Genomic DNA, 13,350 nt, shown 5'->3' on the forward strand with positions numbered 1-13,350 from the left:
TCGGCCGAGCGAACGGCCCGGGATCACCGGGCCCGCACGTCACGCCAGCAGGTCGTCTACTTGTGCTTCCCCTTCACGGTACCGGCGGGCGATCTCGGCACTGCAACCGTCCGCCGTGCGCTGGAGCCGCTGCCGTCGCCGTGACACCTGCTGCTCGTAGCGCACCAGCCGCCCCATCGCCTGGGTCAGCTCCGGATCGGTGCGCGCCTGGAGGTCCGACAGCTCGACCTCGCCCAGCATCTCGGCGGCCAGTTGCCGGTACTCCTCGCTGCGCGGCGTGCCCAGCGTCACGTGCCGGGCGGAGGAGCGGTGCCGCGCCGGGGCGTCCGTCAGGATCTCCGACAGCCGCTCGACCACGGACCCGGCCCCCTTCCCGGCCGCCGTGACGGAGGCCGGCCCGCGCCGGGTCAGCTCGGCCCGCAGGATGTCGATCCGCCCCTGGAGCAGCCGCCGTACGTAACTCAGGTCGGCCTCCTCCCGCTGGGCGTGCCTGCGCAGCGCGCGCAATTCGGGCAGACTCTGCGCGGTCAGCTCGTCCCTCGGTGCCGCCCCCTGGGTGATTCCCTCAGTGCTGCCCTGGGTGGTTCCCTGGGTGATTCCCTGTGTGCTCCCCCCCGGCGGTGTGCTCGCGGGTGGCTCCGCGGGCAGCTCCGGACTGTTCGTGCGCTGTACGGGCGTCCGGAGCCTGTCGCTGCCGACCGCATACGTCAACGCGACAGTGCTCGACGGCTGCCCGGTACTCGGTGTGCTCATGTGCCTCAACCGTCCCCTCGACCGGCTTCTGGGAGCATCGTGCCACCACAGCTGGCCGCTATGTGACCGAGTGCCCCCGATCGGCCCCAGATGGGGGGTTCGGATACGAAAAGAAACCCGTACGGGGCCGCCCGCCGGCGCCCGGGGGGCGCACGGCATCATGGCGGCATGCGAGCGGTGGTACAGCGGGCGGACGGCGCGAGCGTCGTCGTGGACGGCGAGACGGTGGGCGGCTTCACGGGCGAGGGCCTGTGCGTCCTGGTCGGCGTCACCCACGGGGACACGAAGGAGCAGGCCGCGCGGCTGGCCCGCAAGCTCTGGTCGGTGCGGATGCTGGCGGACGAGCGGTCGTGCAGCGACCTCGACGCCCCGCTGCTGGTCATCAGCCAGTTCACTCTTTACGGCGACACCCGCAAGGGCCGCCGCCCCACCTGGAACGCCGCCGCCCCCGGCGACGTCGCCGAACCGCTGGTCGCCGAGGTGGTCGCCCAGCTGCGCGCACTGGGCGCGACGGTGGCGACGGGCCGGTTCGGCGCGCACATGCGGGTGTCGCTGACGAACGACGGCCCGTTCACCGTCCTGATCGACATCTAGGGGTTGCTCCAGGGGTTGCCCTAGGGGGCCACGACGGTCTCCTGGGCCGCCGCCGTGTCCCCGGCCACCAGATGGGCGTCCACCGGGATGTTCCGCTTGACCAGGGCGAGGGCGACCGGGCCCAGCTCGTGGTGGCGTACCGAGGTGGTGATGAAGCCGATCTTCCGGCCGTCCGGGCCGTCGTCCGCGAGCCGGATCCCGGTGCCCTGCGGCGGCAGGTGGACCTCGCTGCCGTCCAGGTGCAGGAAGACCAGCCGGCGCGGCGGCTTGCCCAGGTTCTGCACCCGGGCGACGGTCTCCTGGCCGCGGTAGCAGCCCTTCTGGAGATGGACCGCGCTGCCGATCCAGCCCAGCTCGTGCGGGATGGTGCGGTGGTCGGTCTCGAAGCCGAGCCGGGGCCGGTGCTGCTCGACCCGCAGCGCCTCGTACGCCAGCAGCCCGGCCGGCGGCCCGGCCTGCGCGGCCCACTCCGCCAGCTCCGCGCGCGGCAGGAAGAGATCACGCCCGTACGGGGTCTCCCGTACGGCGACGCCCTCGGGGACGGCGGCGATGGACCCGGCGGGCAGGTGCACCAGCGCGATGTCGTCGGTGCGGTCGGCGACCTCGACCCGGTAGAAGAACTTCATCGACTCCAGGTAGCCGACCAGCGCCTCGCGGGTGCCGGGCTCGACGTGCGCCCAGACGGTCGCCCCGTCGTCGACCAGGTACAGCGCGTGCTCGATGTGGCCGTTGGCGGACAGGATCAGCGCCTCGGTGGCCTGTCCGGCGGGCAGGTCGCTGACGGCTTGGGTGAGCAGCAGGTGCAGCCAGCTCAGCCGGTCCTCCCCGGTGACGGTGACCACCCCGCGGTGCGAGAGGTCGACGAAACCGGTGCCGTCGGCGAGGGCGCGCTGCTCGCGGAACAGGTCGCCGTAGTGCGCGGCGACGCCTTCGTCCACGCCCTCGGCGGATACGGCTCCGGGCAGGGACAGCAGGGGGCTCTTCATGGGTTCAAGACTACGACCGCCGCAGCACCGGCCTACGACTCGGTAGTTGAATCCTTCAGCGCGCAGTCGCGGCAGCGGCCGAAGATCGCGAAGTGCTTCATGTCGGTGTCGAACCCGAACTGCTCGCGCAGCTTGGCGGTGAACTCGGCGGCCACCGACAGATCGGCCTCGATCACGTTGGTGCAGTCCCGGCAGACCAGGTGGATGTGGTGGTGCCGGTCGGCGAGGTGGTAGGTCGGCGCCCCGTGCCCGAGGTGGGCGTGGCTGACCAGGCCCAGCTCCTCCAGCAGCTCCAGGGTGCGATAGACGGTGGAGATGTTGACCCCCGACGCCGTTTTCCGGACTTCGCCCAGAATGTCGTCGGGGGTCGCGTGCTCCAGGGTGTCCACGGCTTCCAGCACCAGCTGTCGCTGCGGGGTCAGCCGGTAGCCGCGCTGCCTGAGGTCGCTCTTCCAGTCGGTGCTCACCACACCGGCCAGTCTAGGACTACTTGAAGAAAGCGATCCCGTCGTCCGGCATGTCGTCGGGCAGCGCCTTGGCCCAGCGCTCGACGTCCTCCGGGGTGACGACCTTCTTCAGGTGCGCGGACATGTAGGGGCGCAGCTCGACCTCGGGGGTCTGCTTCTCGCCGACCCACATCAGGTCGCTCTTGACGTACCCGTACAGCCGCTTGCCGCCGGTGTAGGGCTGGGCGGCGGCGGTGCGCGCCACCGCGTCCGTCACCAGGTCGATCTGCGGCTTCTGGTGGGCCAGTTCGCCGTACCAGATCTCGATGACGCCGTCGTCGCGGGTCATCGTCACCTCGACCTTGCGGTCGGCGTCGATACGCCAGAAGCCGTGCTCGGACTCCAGCGGACGGACCTTGTTGCCGTCGCCGTCGAGCACCCAGGTGTGCGAGGCGTACTCCAGGAAGTCCCGGCCGTCGTGGGTGAAGGCGACCTCCTGACCGAAGTTGCACTTCTCGGCGCCGGGGAAGTCGTGCACGCCCGCGCCGGCCCAGTCGCCGAGCAGAAAGGCGAGCGGGACGAGGTCCTTGTGCAGGTCGGACGGGATCTCGATCATGAGCGGAACTTCCTGGCGTCGGTGATCAGCGCTGGCCCTGGTACAGCTTCTTCACGGTCAGCCCGGCGAAGGCGAGGACGCCGACGCAGACCAGGACCAACAGGGTTTCGAAGAAGATCTCCACGGGTGCTCCTTGAGCGGGGTGCGGTGGTGTGCACGGGGCCGGGCCCCAGCTTACGCGGCCGGGGCCCGGCCCTGTCGGGTGAGGTAGGCCTGCCGGGTCAGGCGAGCAGCCGGCTCTGGAGGGCGACGGTCTGCTGGAAGGGGACGGCGGGCGCGGTGCCCTCGCGGGACTGCACGACGAGGGCGAGGACGTCACCGGCGCTGAGGTAGCCGTGCCGGACCTGTTCGGCGCCGTAGGGCTTGGCCTCGGTGTACATCATGCGGGTGACGTCGGTGGCCGTGGCCTTCGCGGGGAAGTCCTCGTCCCAGACCGACTCGGCGGCGCCGCGCACGGCGTAGGCGGGACGGCCGACCTGGGCGATCTGCTCGCCGCCCAGCTCGTCCACGACGGCGGCGGTGCCGAACTGGAGCAGGTAGATCCGGGTACGGGTGCCGTCCGCGGTGGTCCAGCCGCGCGCGGCGACGTGCCGCAGACCGTAGTCGGTGAACTGCTGCCGCAGCTCGTCCCGGCCGTCCTTCGCGTACTGGGCCAGCAGGTCCTTGGTGGCCAGCCAGCCGTCGTCGCCGCGCAGCGCCTTGTCCTCGGTGGCGCCCTCGGGCGCGGGCAGCACCAGTTCGCGCAGGTCCGCGTAGTGGGCACCGGCCGGGTTCGACGCGTCGAACGGCCCGGGGCTGCCCTTGGGCAGCGGCGGCGCGGTCAGCTCCGGGTACGTCCAGCGGCCGTCCGACGCGGTGGCCAGTCCGGGGACGTCGGTCCGTTCCATCCGGCTGATCCCGTACGCCGTCCCGGCCCCGGCCACCGCGCACACAGTGACGGCGGCCGTCCACCGCAGGACGGCCCGCAGCAGGCGCCGGTCCTTCGAGGACGCGGGAGTGAGCGGGGGGTCGGCGGGCGGAGCCGGCGGAAGGGGCGGGAGCGGCGGGTACGGCTGCGGGGAGCCCGCCGGGGCGGGGGCGGGGGCGGGGGCGGCGGGGGTGGCGGGGGTGATGGGCTGAGCCGGCTCCGCCGGGGTGGTCGGCTGCTCGCTCACACCGACTCCCCGGGCTCGGCTATCCGGTCGAGCTGCTCGGTCAGCAGCGCGGCGACCCCGTCGGCGTCGAACGGCTTCACGCCCTCGGCCGTGGCGGTGACCAGGATGTCGCCCTGGTACGCGGAACAGAACATCAGGTCGAGGTCCTCGTGGGAGTCGGCCGGCGGCAGGAAGCACCGGGCGTTCGGGTGGTCCTTGATCCGCGGGCCCTCGCGGAAGACGTCCAGGGAGTCGAGGAACTCGTTCTGGACCGTCGACATGTCGCGGACCGCCGCCCGGCTGTCCATCTGCGCCAGCACGATGCCGGTGGTGACGGAACCCCGCGCGCCGTCGGCGGTGAAGCCCGGTGAGCGGAGGTAGCTGCGCATGGCCATGCCGGTGACCGGACGGCGGTCGATCTCCTTCTCCAGCTCGCGGCGCTCGGAGCGGGGCAGCCCGCGCAGCGACTCCTTGCGCAGGGCGGTCGCCTGGGCGCCGCTGAGCACGGTGTCCGAGCCGAACTCCGCGAGGTCGGGGCCGCGGGTCCAGCCCTCGGGCCGGTACGGCACCAGCGCCGCGGCCAGTCCGGTGGCCTTGGCCGCCTTCGGGTCCGCGGCGGTCTTCGGGGACGCCCACCCGGGCGCCCCGGCGTCCCGGTCGGCCCCGTCGACGACGACGCCGGTGTACCCGACGCCCCCGACCACGGCGGCCGCCAGCAGCAGACACCCGGCGCCCGCGACGATCCGGCGCCGGCGCCCGGGTTTTTGGGGATCGGCGGGCACGGGAGAGACCTCGGGGAGGGACACGTCCGGGAGGGGCGGAACCGGGGGCATAACCGGGCCGGGCGTCCCGGTGGCCAGGGCATCGGGGGCCGCTGGGGCGGCTGGAGCGGCTGGAGCCGCTGGAGCCGCTGGAGCCGCTGGAGCCGCTGGAGCCGCTGGAGCGGCTGGAGCCGCTGGAGCCGCTGGAGCCGCTGGAGCGGCTGGGGCGGCTGGAGCGGCTGGAGCCGCTGGAGCCGCTGGGGCGGCTGGGGCGGCGGTGAGCGTCTCCGCGGCGGACCGCTCGTTCTCGTCGGTCACAGCCGCTCCATCTGCCGGTCGGCCAGGTCGGTGACCGTCTTCTTCTTGATCGGTTCGGTGCTGTAGATCCAGATCTCCATGGCGATGTCACCCCGCCAGGCATGCGCCTCCGCGCTGTACAGCGAGACGCCCATCTCACTGTCGGGCACGGTGTGGACGTAGGCCCGCCCGTTCCCCGTACCGGCGATCGGCCAGCTGTCGGTGTCGTCCTGCTCGGCCCAGTACTGGGCCTCGTCACCGGCCTCGGCGGCGGCGACGTACTCCTCCTGCCGGAACTGGATCAGCCGCACCTCCACCGTGCCGTCGTCCGTCTCCCAGCCGGTGACGGCCGCCCGGCGGAACTCCTGCTCGACCAGGTTCTCGAAGGCACCGGCCGGCTCGGTGAAGCTGTCGGAGTAGGCGGCCAGGTCCAGCCAGCCGTCGTCGGCCAGCCAGTCGGCCTCCCGGGTCCCGGCGGGCTTCTTCACCAGCAGCTCCCGGAGGTCCCCCGCGGTCCGCACCTGGCGGTCCCACGAGGCCGGCAGCGGCTCGGGCCCGTCGCCCGTGCCCCGGGCCAGCGCGGTCCCCGACAGCGGGGCCAGCCGGGTCGGCTCCCGGTCGGCCTGCACGAGGTAACCGCCGCAGGTACCGGCGATCACCCCGAGCACGGCGGCGGCGCAGATCAGCAGGGCGGTACGCCCTTTCCGCCGTCCCGGCGCCACCACCACCACCGCCGGCGGCGCCGCCGGCGCCGGTATGTGTTCTTGCTGCTCTGGTTCTTGTTGCTCTTGCTCTTCCAAGATGTCCCCCACAGGACGTGAAGCGCGCATTCCGCAGCGCGCACAGGAGACTCATGGCCCGCACAAGGGGTTGCGGGAGCGTTGATTACGATTCGGCCATGGCGAAAAAGCTTGTGATCAAGGTGACCGCGGGGGCCGATGCCCCCGAACGCTGCTCGCAGGCGTTCACGGTGGCGGCGGTGGCCGTGGCCAGCGGTGTGGACGTCTCCCTGTGGCTGACCGGCGAGTCCGCCTGGTTCGCCCTGCCGGGCCGGGCCGCCGAGTTCGAACTGCCGCACGCGGCCCCGCTGCCCGACCTGATCGACTCCCTGCTGAGCGGCGGCCGGCTGACGCTGTGCACCCAGTGCGCGGCCCGGCGCGACATCACCGAGCAGGACGTCATCGAGGGCGTCCGGATCGCCGGCGCGCAGGTCTTCGTCCAGGAGGCGATGGCCGACGACACCCAGGCGCTCGTCTACTGAGCCTCAGTTCCAGCGGTCGGGTCCTGGTCCACGTAGAGGCAGAACGGGTGGCCCGCGGGGTCGAGCAGTACCCGTACGGCGTCCTGCGGCTGGTACTCCGCGAGCCGCGCGCCCTCGGCCACCGCGCGGGCCGTCTCCGCCGCCAGGTCGTCGACCTCGATGTCGAGGTGGACCATCATCCGCTGCCGGTCCGGCCGGCCCGGCCAGACGGGGCGGACGTAGCCGGGTTCGGTCTGGAAGGACAGGCCGGTGCCGCCGCCGGGTGGCCGGATGTGCACCCAGTCCGGGCCCGTCTCGCCCCGCCGCACCGCCCAGCCGGGCAGCAGCCGCAGATAGAAGGCGGCCAGTTCGCCGGCGTCCGGCGCGTCCAGCGTCGCAGCCGTCAGACGCATGTGTCCCATCCCTTGCCCCTTGTCAGCGCCCGCGCTCGTCCCCGTCCCGCTCGTCCCACCAGCGGTCCTGTGGGCCGCGCCGGTTGGCGACGATCGCGGCGAACGGCGGGATGACCATGGCGACCACGCACATCCCGACGGCCGCCGGGACGGACCACAGCCGGACGACGCCCCAGGCCAGCACGAAGAGCGCGATACAGATGCCCATCAGCACGAAGTACATGCGCCGCCGTCGTCCGTACATGACTCCAGCGTAGGTCCGGGCAGGCCGAAGGGCCGCGCCCCGGGCGTCCAACCCGTGGGGCGCGGCCCCTCTGCCGTCGGCGCGCCGTCGTCAGACGGCGATCGCGACCTCCGCGAGGCCGCCCTGCTGGGCCACGACCGTGCGGTCGGCCGTGCCGCCCGGCACCAGGGCGCGGACCGTCCAGGTGCCCTCGGCCGCGTAGAAGCGGAACTGGCCCGTCGCGGAGGTCGGGACCTCCGCCGTGAACTCCCCGGTGGCGTCCAGCAGCCGGACGTAGCCGGTCACCGGCTCGCCGTCGCGGGTCACCTGTCCCTGGATGGTGGTCTCACCGGGCTTGATCGTCGAGGCGTCCGGGCCGCCGGCCTTCGCTCCACACATGTCCGTAGTCCTTATGGTCGTAGCGGATGGTCGCAGCGGATTACTTGGCGGCGCCGAGCTCGATCGGGACGCCGACCAGGGAGCCGTACTCGGTCCAGGAGCCGTCGTAGTTCTTGACGTTCTCGACGCCCAGCAGCTCGTGCAGCACGAACCAGGTCAGCGCCGAGCGCTCGCCGATGCGGCAGTAGGCGATGGTGTCCTTGGCCAGGTCGACCTGCTCGTCGGCGTAGAGCTCCTTGAGCTCGTCGTCCGACTTGAAGGTGCCGTCGTCGTTGGCGTTCTTCGACCACGGGATGTTGCGCGCGGACGGCACGTGGCCGGGGCGCTGGGACTGCTCCTGCGGCAGGTGGGCCGGGGCGAGCAGCTTGCCGGAGAACTCGTCGGGCGAGCGGACGTCGACCAGGTTCTGGTTGCCGATCGCGTTGACCACGTCGTCGCGGAAGGCGCGGATGGCGGTGTTCTGCGGCTTGGCCTTGTAGTCGGTGGCGGGCCGCTCCGGGACCTCCTCGACCAGCTCGCGGGCGTCCAGCTCCCACTTCTTGCGGCCGCCGTCGAGCAGCTTGACGTTCTCGTGGCCGTAGAGCTTGAAGTACCAGTAGGCGTAGGACGCGAACCAGTTGTTGTTGCCGCCGTAGAGGATCACCAGCGTGTCGTTGGCGATGCCCTTCGCGGACAGCAGCTTCTCGAAGCCCTCCTGGTCGACGAAGTCACGGCGGACCGGGTCCTGGAGGTCCTTGGTCCAGTCGATCCGGATCGCGTTCTTGATGTGGTTCTTGTCGTACGCGGACGTGTCCTCGTCCACCTCGACGATCGCGATGGTCGGGTCGTCCAGGTGCTCCTGGACCCAGTCGGCGTCGACCAGGACGTCGCTGCGGCTCATGTTCTCTCCTCCGGGGCAGTTGCGGCGGGGCGTGCGAGTGCGGTGGTGGGTGCGCGTGGCGCACCGATGCCCTGGGGCAGGGCAGGCGGGGAACCGGGAAGGCGGAGCTTCCGCTCAGAACGGGCGACAGAGCATGGCGGCAACGCGGCACAGGTCCACTGCCCGCCGCTTCGTGAGATCCGCCTGTCGCTTCATGATGTCCGATCGTAAGGACGACCTGGCGGGTGTGTCACCGGCGTGTCGGATTCTGAGACGGGATCGTCCGGTATATGGGACGGGAGGGGGTCTGGATCCCTCGGGCCGCCAGGGGGTGACGGAAGGTGTCTCGCCTGTCGGACAGTGGGCGTCCGAGAGGGCCGCTGTCCGTCCTACCCGGCCAGCCGGACGTTCGAACCCGTCACCGTGATCTCGACGCCGTCCTTGGCCGCCTCGACCTTGTCCAGCTTGATGCCGCCGGGCAGTTCGTCGATCACCTGCTGGAAGTCGGTGATCTGCCGGATCTGCGAGTCGGAGAGGTCCACCTGGCCGAAGGAGGGCAGGTCGTCGGCGGTCACCCCGACCTTGTCGCCCTTGACCGTCACCGAGCTCAGCACGTGGATCGGCTCCGGCAGCTCGGTGCCGAGCACCGTCGCCTGCACGGCCACGTCGATCTTCCCGTTGCCGCCGTCCGAGAGGCCGACGATGCCCGCGGTGACGCCGGAGGTGATCTCCACCTGCTCGGACCCGGCGGCCTTCAGCAGTTCGGCGTAGGAGACGGTCGCCGTGCCGGACGCGGTGGCGGCGGTCGCGGAGCTGTAGTCGCCGGCGAACTCGACGCCCTTCATGTGCGCCTTCAGGTCGTCGATCCGGACCTTCTCGGTGCCGCCGCCGGCCGTCGCCTCGTAGCCGTCCATGGTGACCTCCACGTCGTCCAGTTCGCCGCCGACGACCTGGGTGAGGAAGGGGAAACCGTTGATCGACACGTCCGGGGTGGTGTCCAGGCCCTCCTGGGCCTTGAGCTTGTCCGCCACCTCGCCCTCCGCGAAGTTCACCGCGAGCCGGTCCGCGGCCACGAAGAGCCCGCCCAGGATCACGACGACGATCAGCAGTATTCGCAACGCGCGCATGTTCTTCCCACCCCAGCGGACTTCACGGACGAAGGGCCACGGTAACGGTCCGTGGCGCACCCCGGAGAATCTGACGATCGGCTGTGACAAGGCCGTCGAACGGCGGCCCGGTCAGCCCAGCACCCGCCCGAGCACCCAAACGGCCGGGGCCGCCGCGCTCAGCGGCAGGGCCACGCCCGCGGTGAAGTGCACGAAGCGGGACGGGTAGTCGTAGCTCGCCACCCGGTGGCCGATCAGCGCGCAGAGCGCCGCGCCCGCCCCGAGCAGCGCCCCCGGCGCCGCACCGAGGTCCGTCAGCCCGCCGACCGCGAACCCCGCACCGGCCGCGCCGAGCAGGGCGCCCAGCACCGAGACCGGCGTCGGCAGCGGCAGGGCGCGCACCAGGACACCGACCGCCACGGCGACCGCGCCGACGGACACCGCGTCCGCGTCCGCGGCGAGCCAGCCACCCGCGACGATCGCCAGCGCCGAGGCGACCACGGTGGCCGTCAGGCCGTACATCCGCTCGTCCGGGTCGGCGTGCGACCGCAGATGCAGCACGAGGGAGAGCAGCACCCACACGCCGATGGTGCCGAGCAGGGCGGCCGGGGAGCGGTCCGAGGCCAGCAGCGCCACGTCCGCGACCAGCGCGCCGAGGAAGCCGAGCGCGATGCCCTGCCGGGCCGGCCACATGCCGTTCAGCCGGAACCAGCCGGCCGCGGTGACCGCCTGGAGCACGACCAGCGGGACCAGCAGCGCGTAGCTGCCGACCGCGGCGCCCCCGGCCAGCAGCAGCCCGAGCAGCGCGGTGAGCGCGGCCGGCTGCCCGCCGGGCTCGATGACCGGCGACCGCCCCTCGGCGCGGGCCCGCTGGGCATCGGTGATCCGGGCGTTCCCGGCGACGGTGGCGGGGCCGTACCCGGAGTCCGGGGAGGCGGGCGGCTCGGGGGCGGGGGGCTGGGGCTGCGGCTGGGGGTACTGCTGCTGCCCGTACTGCTGCTGCGGATGCGGCTGCTGCGGATACTGCTGCTGCTGTTGGTACGGCTGCTGCTGTTGGTACTGGTACTGCCCGTGCTGTTGATACGGCTGTTGCTGTTGGTACTGCTGTTCCTGCTGATACGGCTGTTGATACTGCTGCGGCGGCAGATACGCCGTCTCCTCCGCGGAGACCGCCGGTACCGGCGGCTGCACGGACGTCTCCCAGGTCTGCCCCTGCCACTGCTGCGTGTACTGCTCGGCGTCGGCGCCGGCGTCGTACGGCTGGTTGGTCATCGGTCGCTCGTCACCCTCCTGCGAACGGCGGGAGCACCTCGACCGTGCCGCCGTCGGCCAGCCGTACCGTCTCATGCCCGCGCGTGCCCACCGGATCGCCGTCGACGAGGAAGGAGCAGCGCAGCAGTACGCGGCTGAGTTCGCCCGTGTGCCGCGCGCGCACGGCGTCCAGCGCCTGAGCGAGCGTGGCCGCCTCGTACGGCTCCTCCGCCACCCCGGCGGCGGCCTTCGCGGCGGCCCAGTAGCGCACCGTGACCTTTGCCATCTGAATCCTTCTGATTCCTCTGTCGACCGGCTGTGGGCAGTAGACCGTCAGGCTAGCCCGCCCGGGAGACCGCCCAGTCCCCGATACGGCGCAGCAGTTCGGTGCCGGAGGCGTGCTCGGCGTGGCCCATGCCGTGCTCCAGCCACAGTTCGCCGTGGTCACCGGCGGCCTCGGCCAGCATCCGGGGGTGGTCCAGCGGGAAGTAGCCGTCGCTGTCGCCGTGCACGATCAGCAGCGGTACCGGCGCGATCCGCGCCGCCGCCTCCACCGGGGACAGCGGCACCGGGTCCCAGTCCCGGTGGTGGATGCGGGTACGCAGTCCGTAGCGGCCGACCAGGCGGCCCGCCGGGCGCAGCACCAGCCAGTGCAGGCGCCGCATCGGCGCGGTACCCCGGTAGTACCAGCGGGCCGGCGAGCTGACCGAGACGACCGCGTCGACGTCCCCGTGCAGCGCCGCGTGCCGCAGCACCACCGAGCCGCCCATGGAGAAGCCGACGGTCACCACGCGGGTGTGCCCGAGGCCGCGGGCCCAGGCCACCGCCGCCGCCAGGTCGAGGACCTCGCGGTCGCCGACCGTGGACCGGCCGCCGGACGCCCCGTGGCCCCGGAAGGAGAAGGTGACGACCGCCCCGTACCGGGTGAACTCGGACGCGATCCGCCGGATGTGCGGGCGGTCGACGGATCCGGTGAAGCCGTGCGCGATCACGAACACCGGATCACGGGAAGGTGGCCGCCCGCTTTCGTATACAAGTCGGGCAGGGTCGTATACGGAATCGATCCGCACCCCGTCGGACGTGCGCAGATACGTCCGAGTGGACGTTTCACGCCGCGTCTCGGAATACGGACGAAAGGTGGAACGTGCCACATGACCTGCCGGACCGTCGCTCATGTCGGCTATTCTGCTGGGCAGAGGACTCGGGCAGCGAAGCCCCCGGGTCCTTTTGTGCTTATAGGGCGCGGCCTTTGGGGCGCGCAGTACGAGCAGTGCCGTAAACGTCCTCGCAGGGACCGAGGAGGAACCAGACGTTATGGGCGAGCGAACCGTGCACGAACGTATGACGAACCGGGCGGGTGGGGCGCGATGAGCTCTCTGCTGCTCCTGACCAACGCCCTCCAGCCGTCGACGGAGGTGCTCCCCGCCCTCGGCCTGCTGCTGCACAACGTACGCGTGGCCCCGGCGGAGGGCCCCGCCCTGGTGGACACCCCAGGCGCCGACGTGATCCTGATCGACGGCCGCCGCGACCTGCCGCAGGTCCGCAGCCTGTGTCAGCTGCTGCGCTCCACCGGACCCGGCTGTCCGCTGGTCCTGGTGGTCACCGAGGGCGGGCTGGCCGCCGTCACCGCCGACTGGGGCATCGACGACGTGCTCCTCGACACCGCCGGCCCGGCCGAGGTCGAGGCCCGGCTGCGGCTCGCGATGGGCCGCCAGCAGATCGTCAACGACGACTCCCCGATGGAGATCCGCAACGGTGACCTGTCGGTGGACGAGGCGACGTACAGCGCCAAGCTCAAGGGCCGGGTGCTGGACCTGACCTTCAAGGAGTTCGAGCTGCTGAAGTACCTGGCGCAGCACCCGGGCCGGGTCTTCACCCGGGCCCAGCTGCTCCAGGAGGTCTGGGGCTACGACTACTTCGGCGGCACCCGGACGGTCGACGTGCACGTACGGCGGCTGCGCGCCAAGCTCGGTCCCGAGCACGAGTCGCTGATCGGCACCGTGCGCAACGTCGGCTACCGGTTCGTGACCCCCGAGAAACCGGAGAAGCCGGCCCGTGCGGCGGACGAAACCCCGGCCGCCGGGCGGACCGAGCCGGAGCCGGAGCCGGACGGGGCGACGGACACCACCAGCACCGCGGCCGCCGAGGTCTGACAGCCGACGGCGGACAGCGGACGGCGGGTTGTGGACGGCAGCCGGGCGGGGCGGACTTGACCGGGGTTTGACCAAGGTCTGATACGCCCTGCCCGCGGCGGTTCCATCCGCGTAGACTCC

18 protein-coding genes are annotated in these 13,350 nt (G+C 72.0%); 3 read left to right on the forward strand and 15 right to left on the reverse strand.

All coding sequences use genetic code 11. The features are described 5' to 3' along the window. Window positions 1–39: 39 nt before the first annotated feature. Window positions 40–753, reverse strand: coding sequence for an RsiG family protein (locus ACTT8P_RS05375; RefSeq protein WP_442830351.1), 714 nt, complete (start codon window positions 751–753; stop codon window positions 40–42). 168 nt (window positions 754–921) lie between these two features. Between ACTT8P_RS05375 and dtd the strand changes: the two genes are divergently transcribed. Then, entirely contained in the window at window positions 922–1,347 is a 426-nt protein-coding gene (gene dtd, locus ACTT8P_RS05380) for a D-aminoacyl-tRNA deacylase (RefSeq protein WP_442830352.1), read from the forward strand. 20 nt (window positions 1,348–1,367) lie between these two features. Here the strand turns inward: dtd and ygfZ are convergent, their stop codons facing one another. The 6 genes from ygfZ to ACTT8P_RS05410 all read right to left on the reverse strand — a co-directional run bounded on the left by ygfZ (window position 1,368) and on the right by ACTT8P_RS05410 (window position 6,386). Continuing rightward, a complete protein-coding gene (gene ygfZ / locus ACTT8P_RS05385) occupies window positions 1,368–2,333 on the reverse strand; it encodes a CAF17-like 4Fe-4S cluster assembly/insertion protein YgfZ (protein ID WP_442830353.1) in 966 nt (321 codons plus the stop codon). A gap of 32 nt (window positions 2,334–2,365) precedes the next feature. Next, a complete protein-coding gene (locus tag ACTT8P_RS05390; RefSeq protein ID WP_442830354.1) occupies window positions 2,366–2,803 on the reverse strand; it encodes a Fur family transcriptional regulator in 438 nt (145 codons plus the stop codon). A 16-nt stretch (window positions 2,804–2,819) separates the two neighbouring features. Then, window positions 2,820–3,395 (reverse strand): FABP family protein, encoded by a 576-nt coding sequence (locus ACTT8P_RS05395; RefSeq protein ID WP_442830355.1) that lies wholly within the window; start codon window positions 3,393–3,395, stop codon window positions 2,820–2,822. Between the two features lie 221 nt (window positions 3,396–3,616). After that, window positions 3,617–4,549, reverse strand: a complete 933-nt coding sequence (locus ACTT8P_RS05400) for a hypothetical protein (RefSeq protein ID WP_442830356.1) — start codon at window positions 4,547–4,549, stop codon at window positions 3,617–3,619. Beyond that, the gene (locus ACTT8P_RS05405; protein ID WP_442830357.1) at window positions 4,546–5,310 is read right to left on the reverse strand and encodes a hypothetical protein; all 765 of its coding nucleotides are present in this window, start codon (window positions 5,308–5,310) and stop codon (window positions 4,546–4,548) included. Before ACTT8P_RS05405 ends, ACTT8P_RS05400 begins: the two co-directional genes overlap by 4 nt. A 293-nt stretch (window positions 5,311–5,603) precedes the next feature. Next, window positions 5,604–6,386 carry a hypothetical protein gene (locus ACTT8P_RS05410; RefSeq protein ID WP_442830358.1) on the reverse strand — a complete coding sequence of 261 codons (783 nt, stop codon included), beginning with the start codon at window positions 6,384–6,386 and terminating at the stop codon, window positions 5,604–5,606. Between the two features lie 98 nt (window positions 6,387–6,484). Between ACTT8P_RS05410 and ACTT8P_RS05415 the strand changes: the two genes are divergently transcribed. Further along, complete coding sequence (locus ACTT8P_RS05415; RefSeq protein WP_442830359.1) at window positions 6,485–6,847, forward strand: DsrE family protein; 363 nt, start codon at window positions 6,485–6,487, stop codon at window positions 6,845–6,847. On the opposite strand, the gene ACTT8P_RS05420 is transcribed toward ACTT8P_RS05415, so the two are convergent. From ACTT8P_RS05420 to ACTT8P_RS05455, 8 genes are all read right to left on the reverse strand, one after another. Then, complete coding sequence (locus ACTT8P_RS05420) at window positions 6,841–7,239, reverse strand: VOC family protein (protein ID WP_442830360.1); 399 nt, start codon at window positions 7,237–7,239, stop codon at window positions 6,841–6,843. The two genes, ACTT8P_RS05415 and ACTT8P_RS05420, sit on opposite strands and share 7 nt — an antisense overlap. A 22-nt stretch (window positions 7,240–7,261) precedes the next feature. Next, entirely contained in the window at window positions 7,262–7,483 is a 222-nt protein-coding gene (locus tag ACTT8P_RS05425) for a DUF3099 domain-containing protein (RefSeq protein ID WP_442830361.1), read from the reverse strand. Window positions 7,484–7,573: 90 nt separating this feature from the next. Beyond that, complete coding sequence (locus ACTT8P_RS05430; RefSeq protein WP_030187974.1) at window positions 7,574–7,861, reverse strand: DUF1416 domain-containing protein; 288 nt, start codon at window positions 7,859–7,861, stop codon at window positions 7,574–7,576. 40 nt (window positions 7,862–7,901) lie between these two features. Further along, window positions 7,902–8,741 carry a sulfurtransferase gene (locus ACTT8P_RS05435; protein WP_442830362.1) on the reverse strand — a complete coding sequence of 280 codons (840 nt, stop codon included), beginning with the start codon at window positions 8,739–8,741 and terminating at the stop codon, window positions 7,902–7,904. A gap of 368 nt (window positions 8,742–9,109) precedes the next feature. After that, window positions 9,110–9,847 carry an LmeA family phospholipid-binding protein gene (locus tag ACTT8P_RS05440; RefSeq protein WP_442830363.1) on the reverse strand — a complete coding sequence of 246 codons (738 nt, stop codon included), beginning with the start codon at window positions 9,845–9,847 and terminating at the stop codon, window positions 9,110–9,112. Window positions 9,848–9,958: 111 nt separating this feature from the next. After that, the gene (locus ACTT8P_RS05445) at window positions 9,959–11,098 is read right to left on the reverse strand and encodes a hypothetical protein (protein WP_442830364.1); all 1,140 of its coding nucleotides are present in this window, start codon (window positions 11,096–11,098) and stop codon (window positions 9,959–9,961) included. Window positions 11,099–11,108: 10 nt separating this feature from the next. Beyond that, window positions 11,109–11,363: a MoaD/ThiS family protein gene (locus tag ACTT8P_RS05450; protein WP_442830365.1), complete on the reverse strand. Its 255-nt coding sequence runs from the start codon at window positions 11,361–11,363 to the stop codon at window positions 11,109–11,111. 52 nt (window positions 11,364–11,415) lie between these two features. Then, window positions 11,416–12,252: an alpha/beta hydrolase gene (locus tag ACTT8P_RS05455; protein WP_442830366.1), complete on the reverse strand. Its 837-nt coding sequence runs from the start codon at window positions 12,250–12,252 to the stop codon at window positions 11,416–11,418. Between the two features lie 192 nt (window positions 12,253–12,444). On the opposite strand from ACTT8P_RS05455, the gene ACTT8P_RS05460 reads away from it, so the two are divergent. Beyond that, window positions 12,445–13,230, forward strand: coding sequence for a response regulator transcription factor (locus ACTT8P_RS05460; RefSeq protein ID WP_442830367.1), 786 nt, complete (start codon window positions 12,445–12,447; stop codon window positions 13,228–13,230). Window positions 13,231–13,350 lie beyond the last annotated feature (120 nt).

The organism is Streptomyces sp. JW3, from assembly GCF_052216785.1.
Taxonomy (GTDB): Bacteria; Actinomycetota; Actinomycetes; order Streptomycetales; family Streptomycetaceae; genus Streptomyces.

What these genes read in the sequence shown, in the direction of transcription:
- ACTT8P_RS05375 (WP_442830351.1), bottom strand. Translation starts at nt 753, where the DNA reads ATGAGCACACCGAGTACCGGGCAGCCGTCGAGCACTGTCGCGTTGACG.
- dtd (WP_442830352.1), top strand. Translation starts at nt 922, where the DNA reads ATGCGAGCGGTGGTACAGCGGGCGGACGGCGCGAGCGTCGTCGTGGAC.
- ygfZ (WP_442830353.1), bottom strand. Translation starts at nt 2,333, where the DNA reads ATGAAGAGCCCCCTGCTGTCCCTGCCCGGAGCCGTATCCGCCGAGGGC.
- ACTT8P_RS05395 (WP_442830355.1), bottom strand. Translation starts at nt 3,395, where the DNA reads ATGATCGAGATCCCGTCCGACCTGCACAAGGACCTCGTCCCGCTCGCC.
- ACTT8P_RS05415 (WP_442830359.1), top strand. Translation starts at nt 6,485, where the DNA reads ATGGCGAAAAAGCTTGTGATCAAGGTGACCGCGGGGGCCGATGCCCCC.
- ACTT8P_RS05420 (WP_442830360.1), bottom strand. Translation starts at nt 7,239, where the DNA reads ATGCGTCTGACGGCTGCGACGCTGGACGCGCCGGACGCCGGCGAACTG.
- ACTT8P_RS05425 (WP_442830361.1), bottom strand. Translation starts at nt 7,483, where the DNA reads ATGTACGGACGACGGCGGCGCATGTACTTCGTGCTGATGGGCATCTGT.
- ACTT8P_RS05430 (WP_030187974.1), bottom strand. Translation starts at nt 7,861, where the DNA reads ATGTGTGGAGCGAAGGCCGGCGGCCCGGACGCCTCGACGATCAAGCCC.
- ACTT8P_RS05435 (WP_442830362.1), bottom strand. Translation starts at nt 8,741, where the DNA reads ATGAGCCGCAGCGACGTCCTGGTCGACGCCGACTGGGTCCAGGAGCAC.
- ACTT8P_RS05440 (WP_442830363.1), bottom strand. Translation starts at nt 9,847, where the DNA reads ATGCGCGCGTTGCGAATACTGCTGATCGTCGTCGTGATCCTGGGCGGG.
- ACTT8P_RS05445 (WP_442830364.1), bottom strand. Translation starts at nt 11,098, where the DNA reads ATGACCAACCAGCCGTACGACGCCGGCGCCGACGCCGAGCAGTACACG.
- ACTT8P_RS05450 (WP_442830365.1), bottom strand. Translation starts at nt 11,363, where the DNA reads ATGGCAAAGGTCACGGTGCGCTACTGGGCCGCCGCGAAGGCCGCCGCC.
- ACTT8P_RS05455 (WP_442830366.1), bottom strand. Translation starts at nt 12,252, where the DNA reads ATGAGCGACGGTCCGGCAGGTCATGTGGCACGTTCCACCTTTCGTCCG.
- ACTT8P_RS05460 (WP_442830367.1), top strand. Translation starts at nt 12,445, where the DNA reads ATGAGCTCTCTGCTGCTCCTGACCAACGCCCTCCAGCCGTCGACGGAG.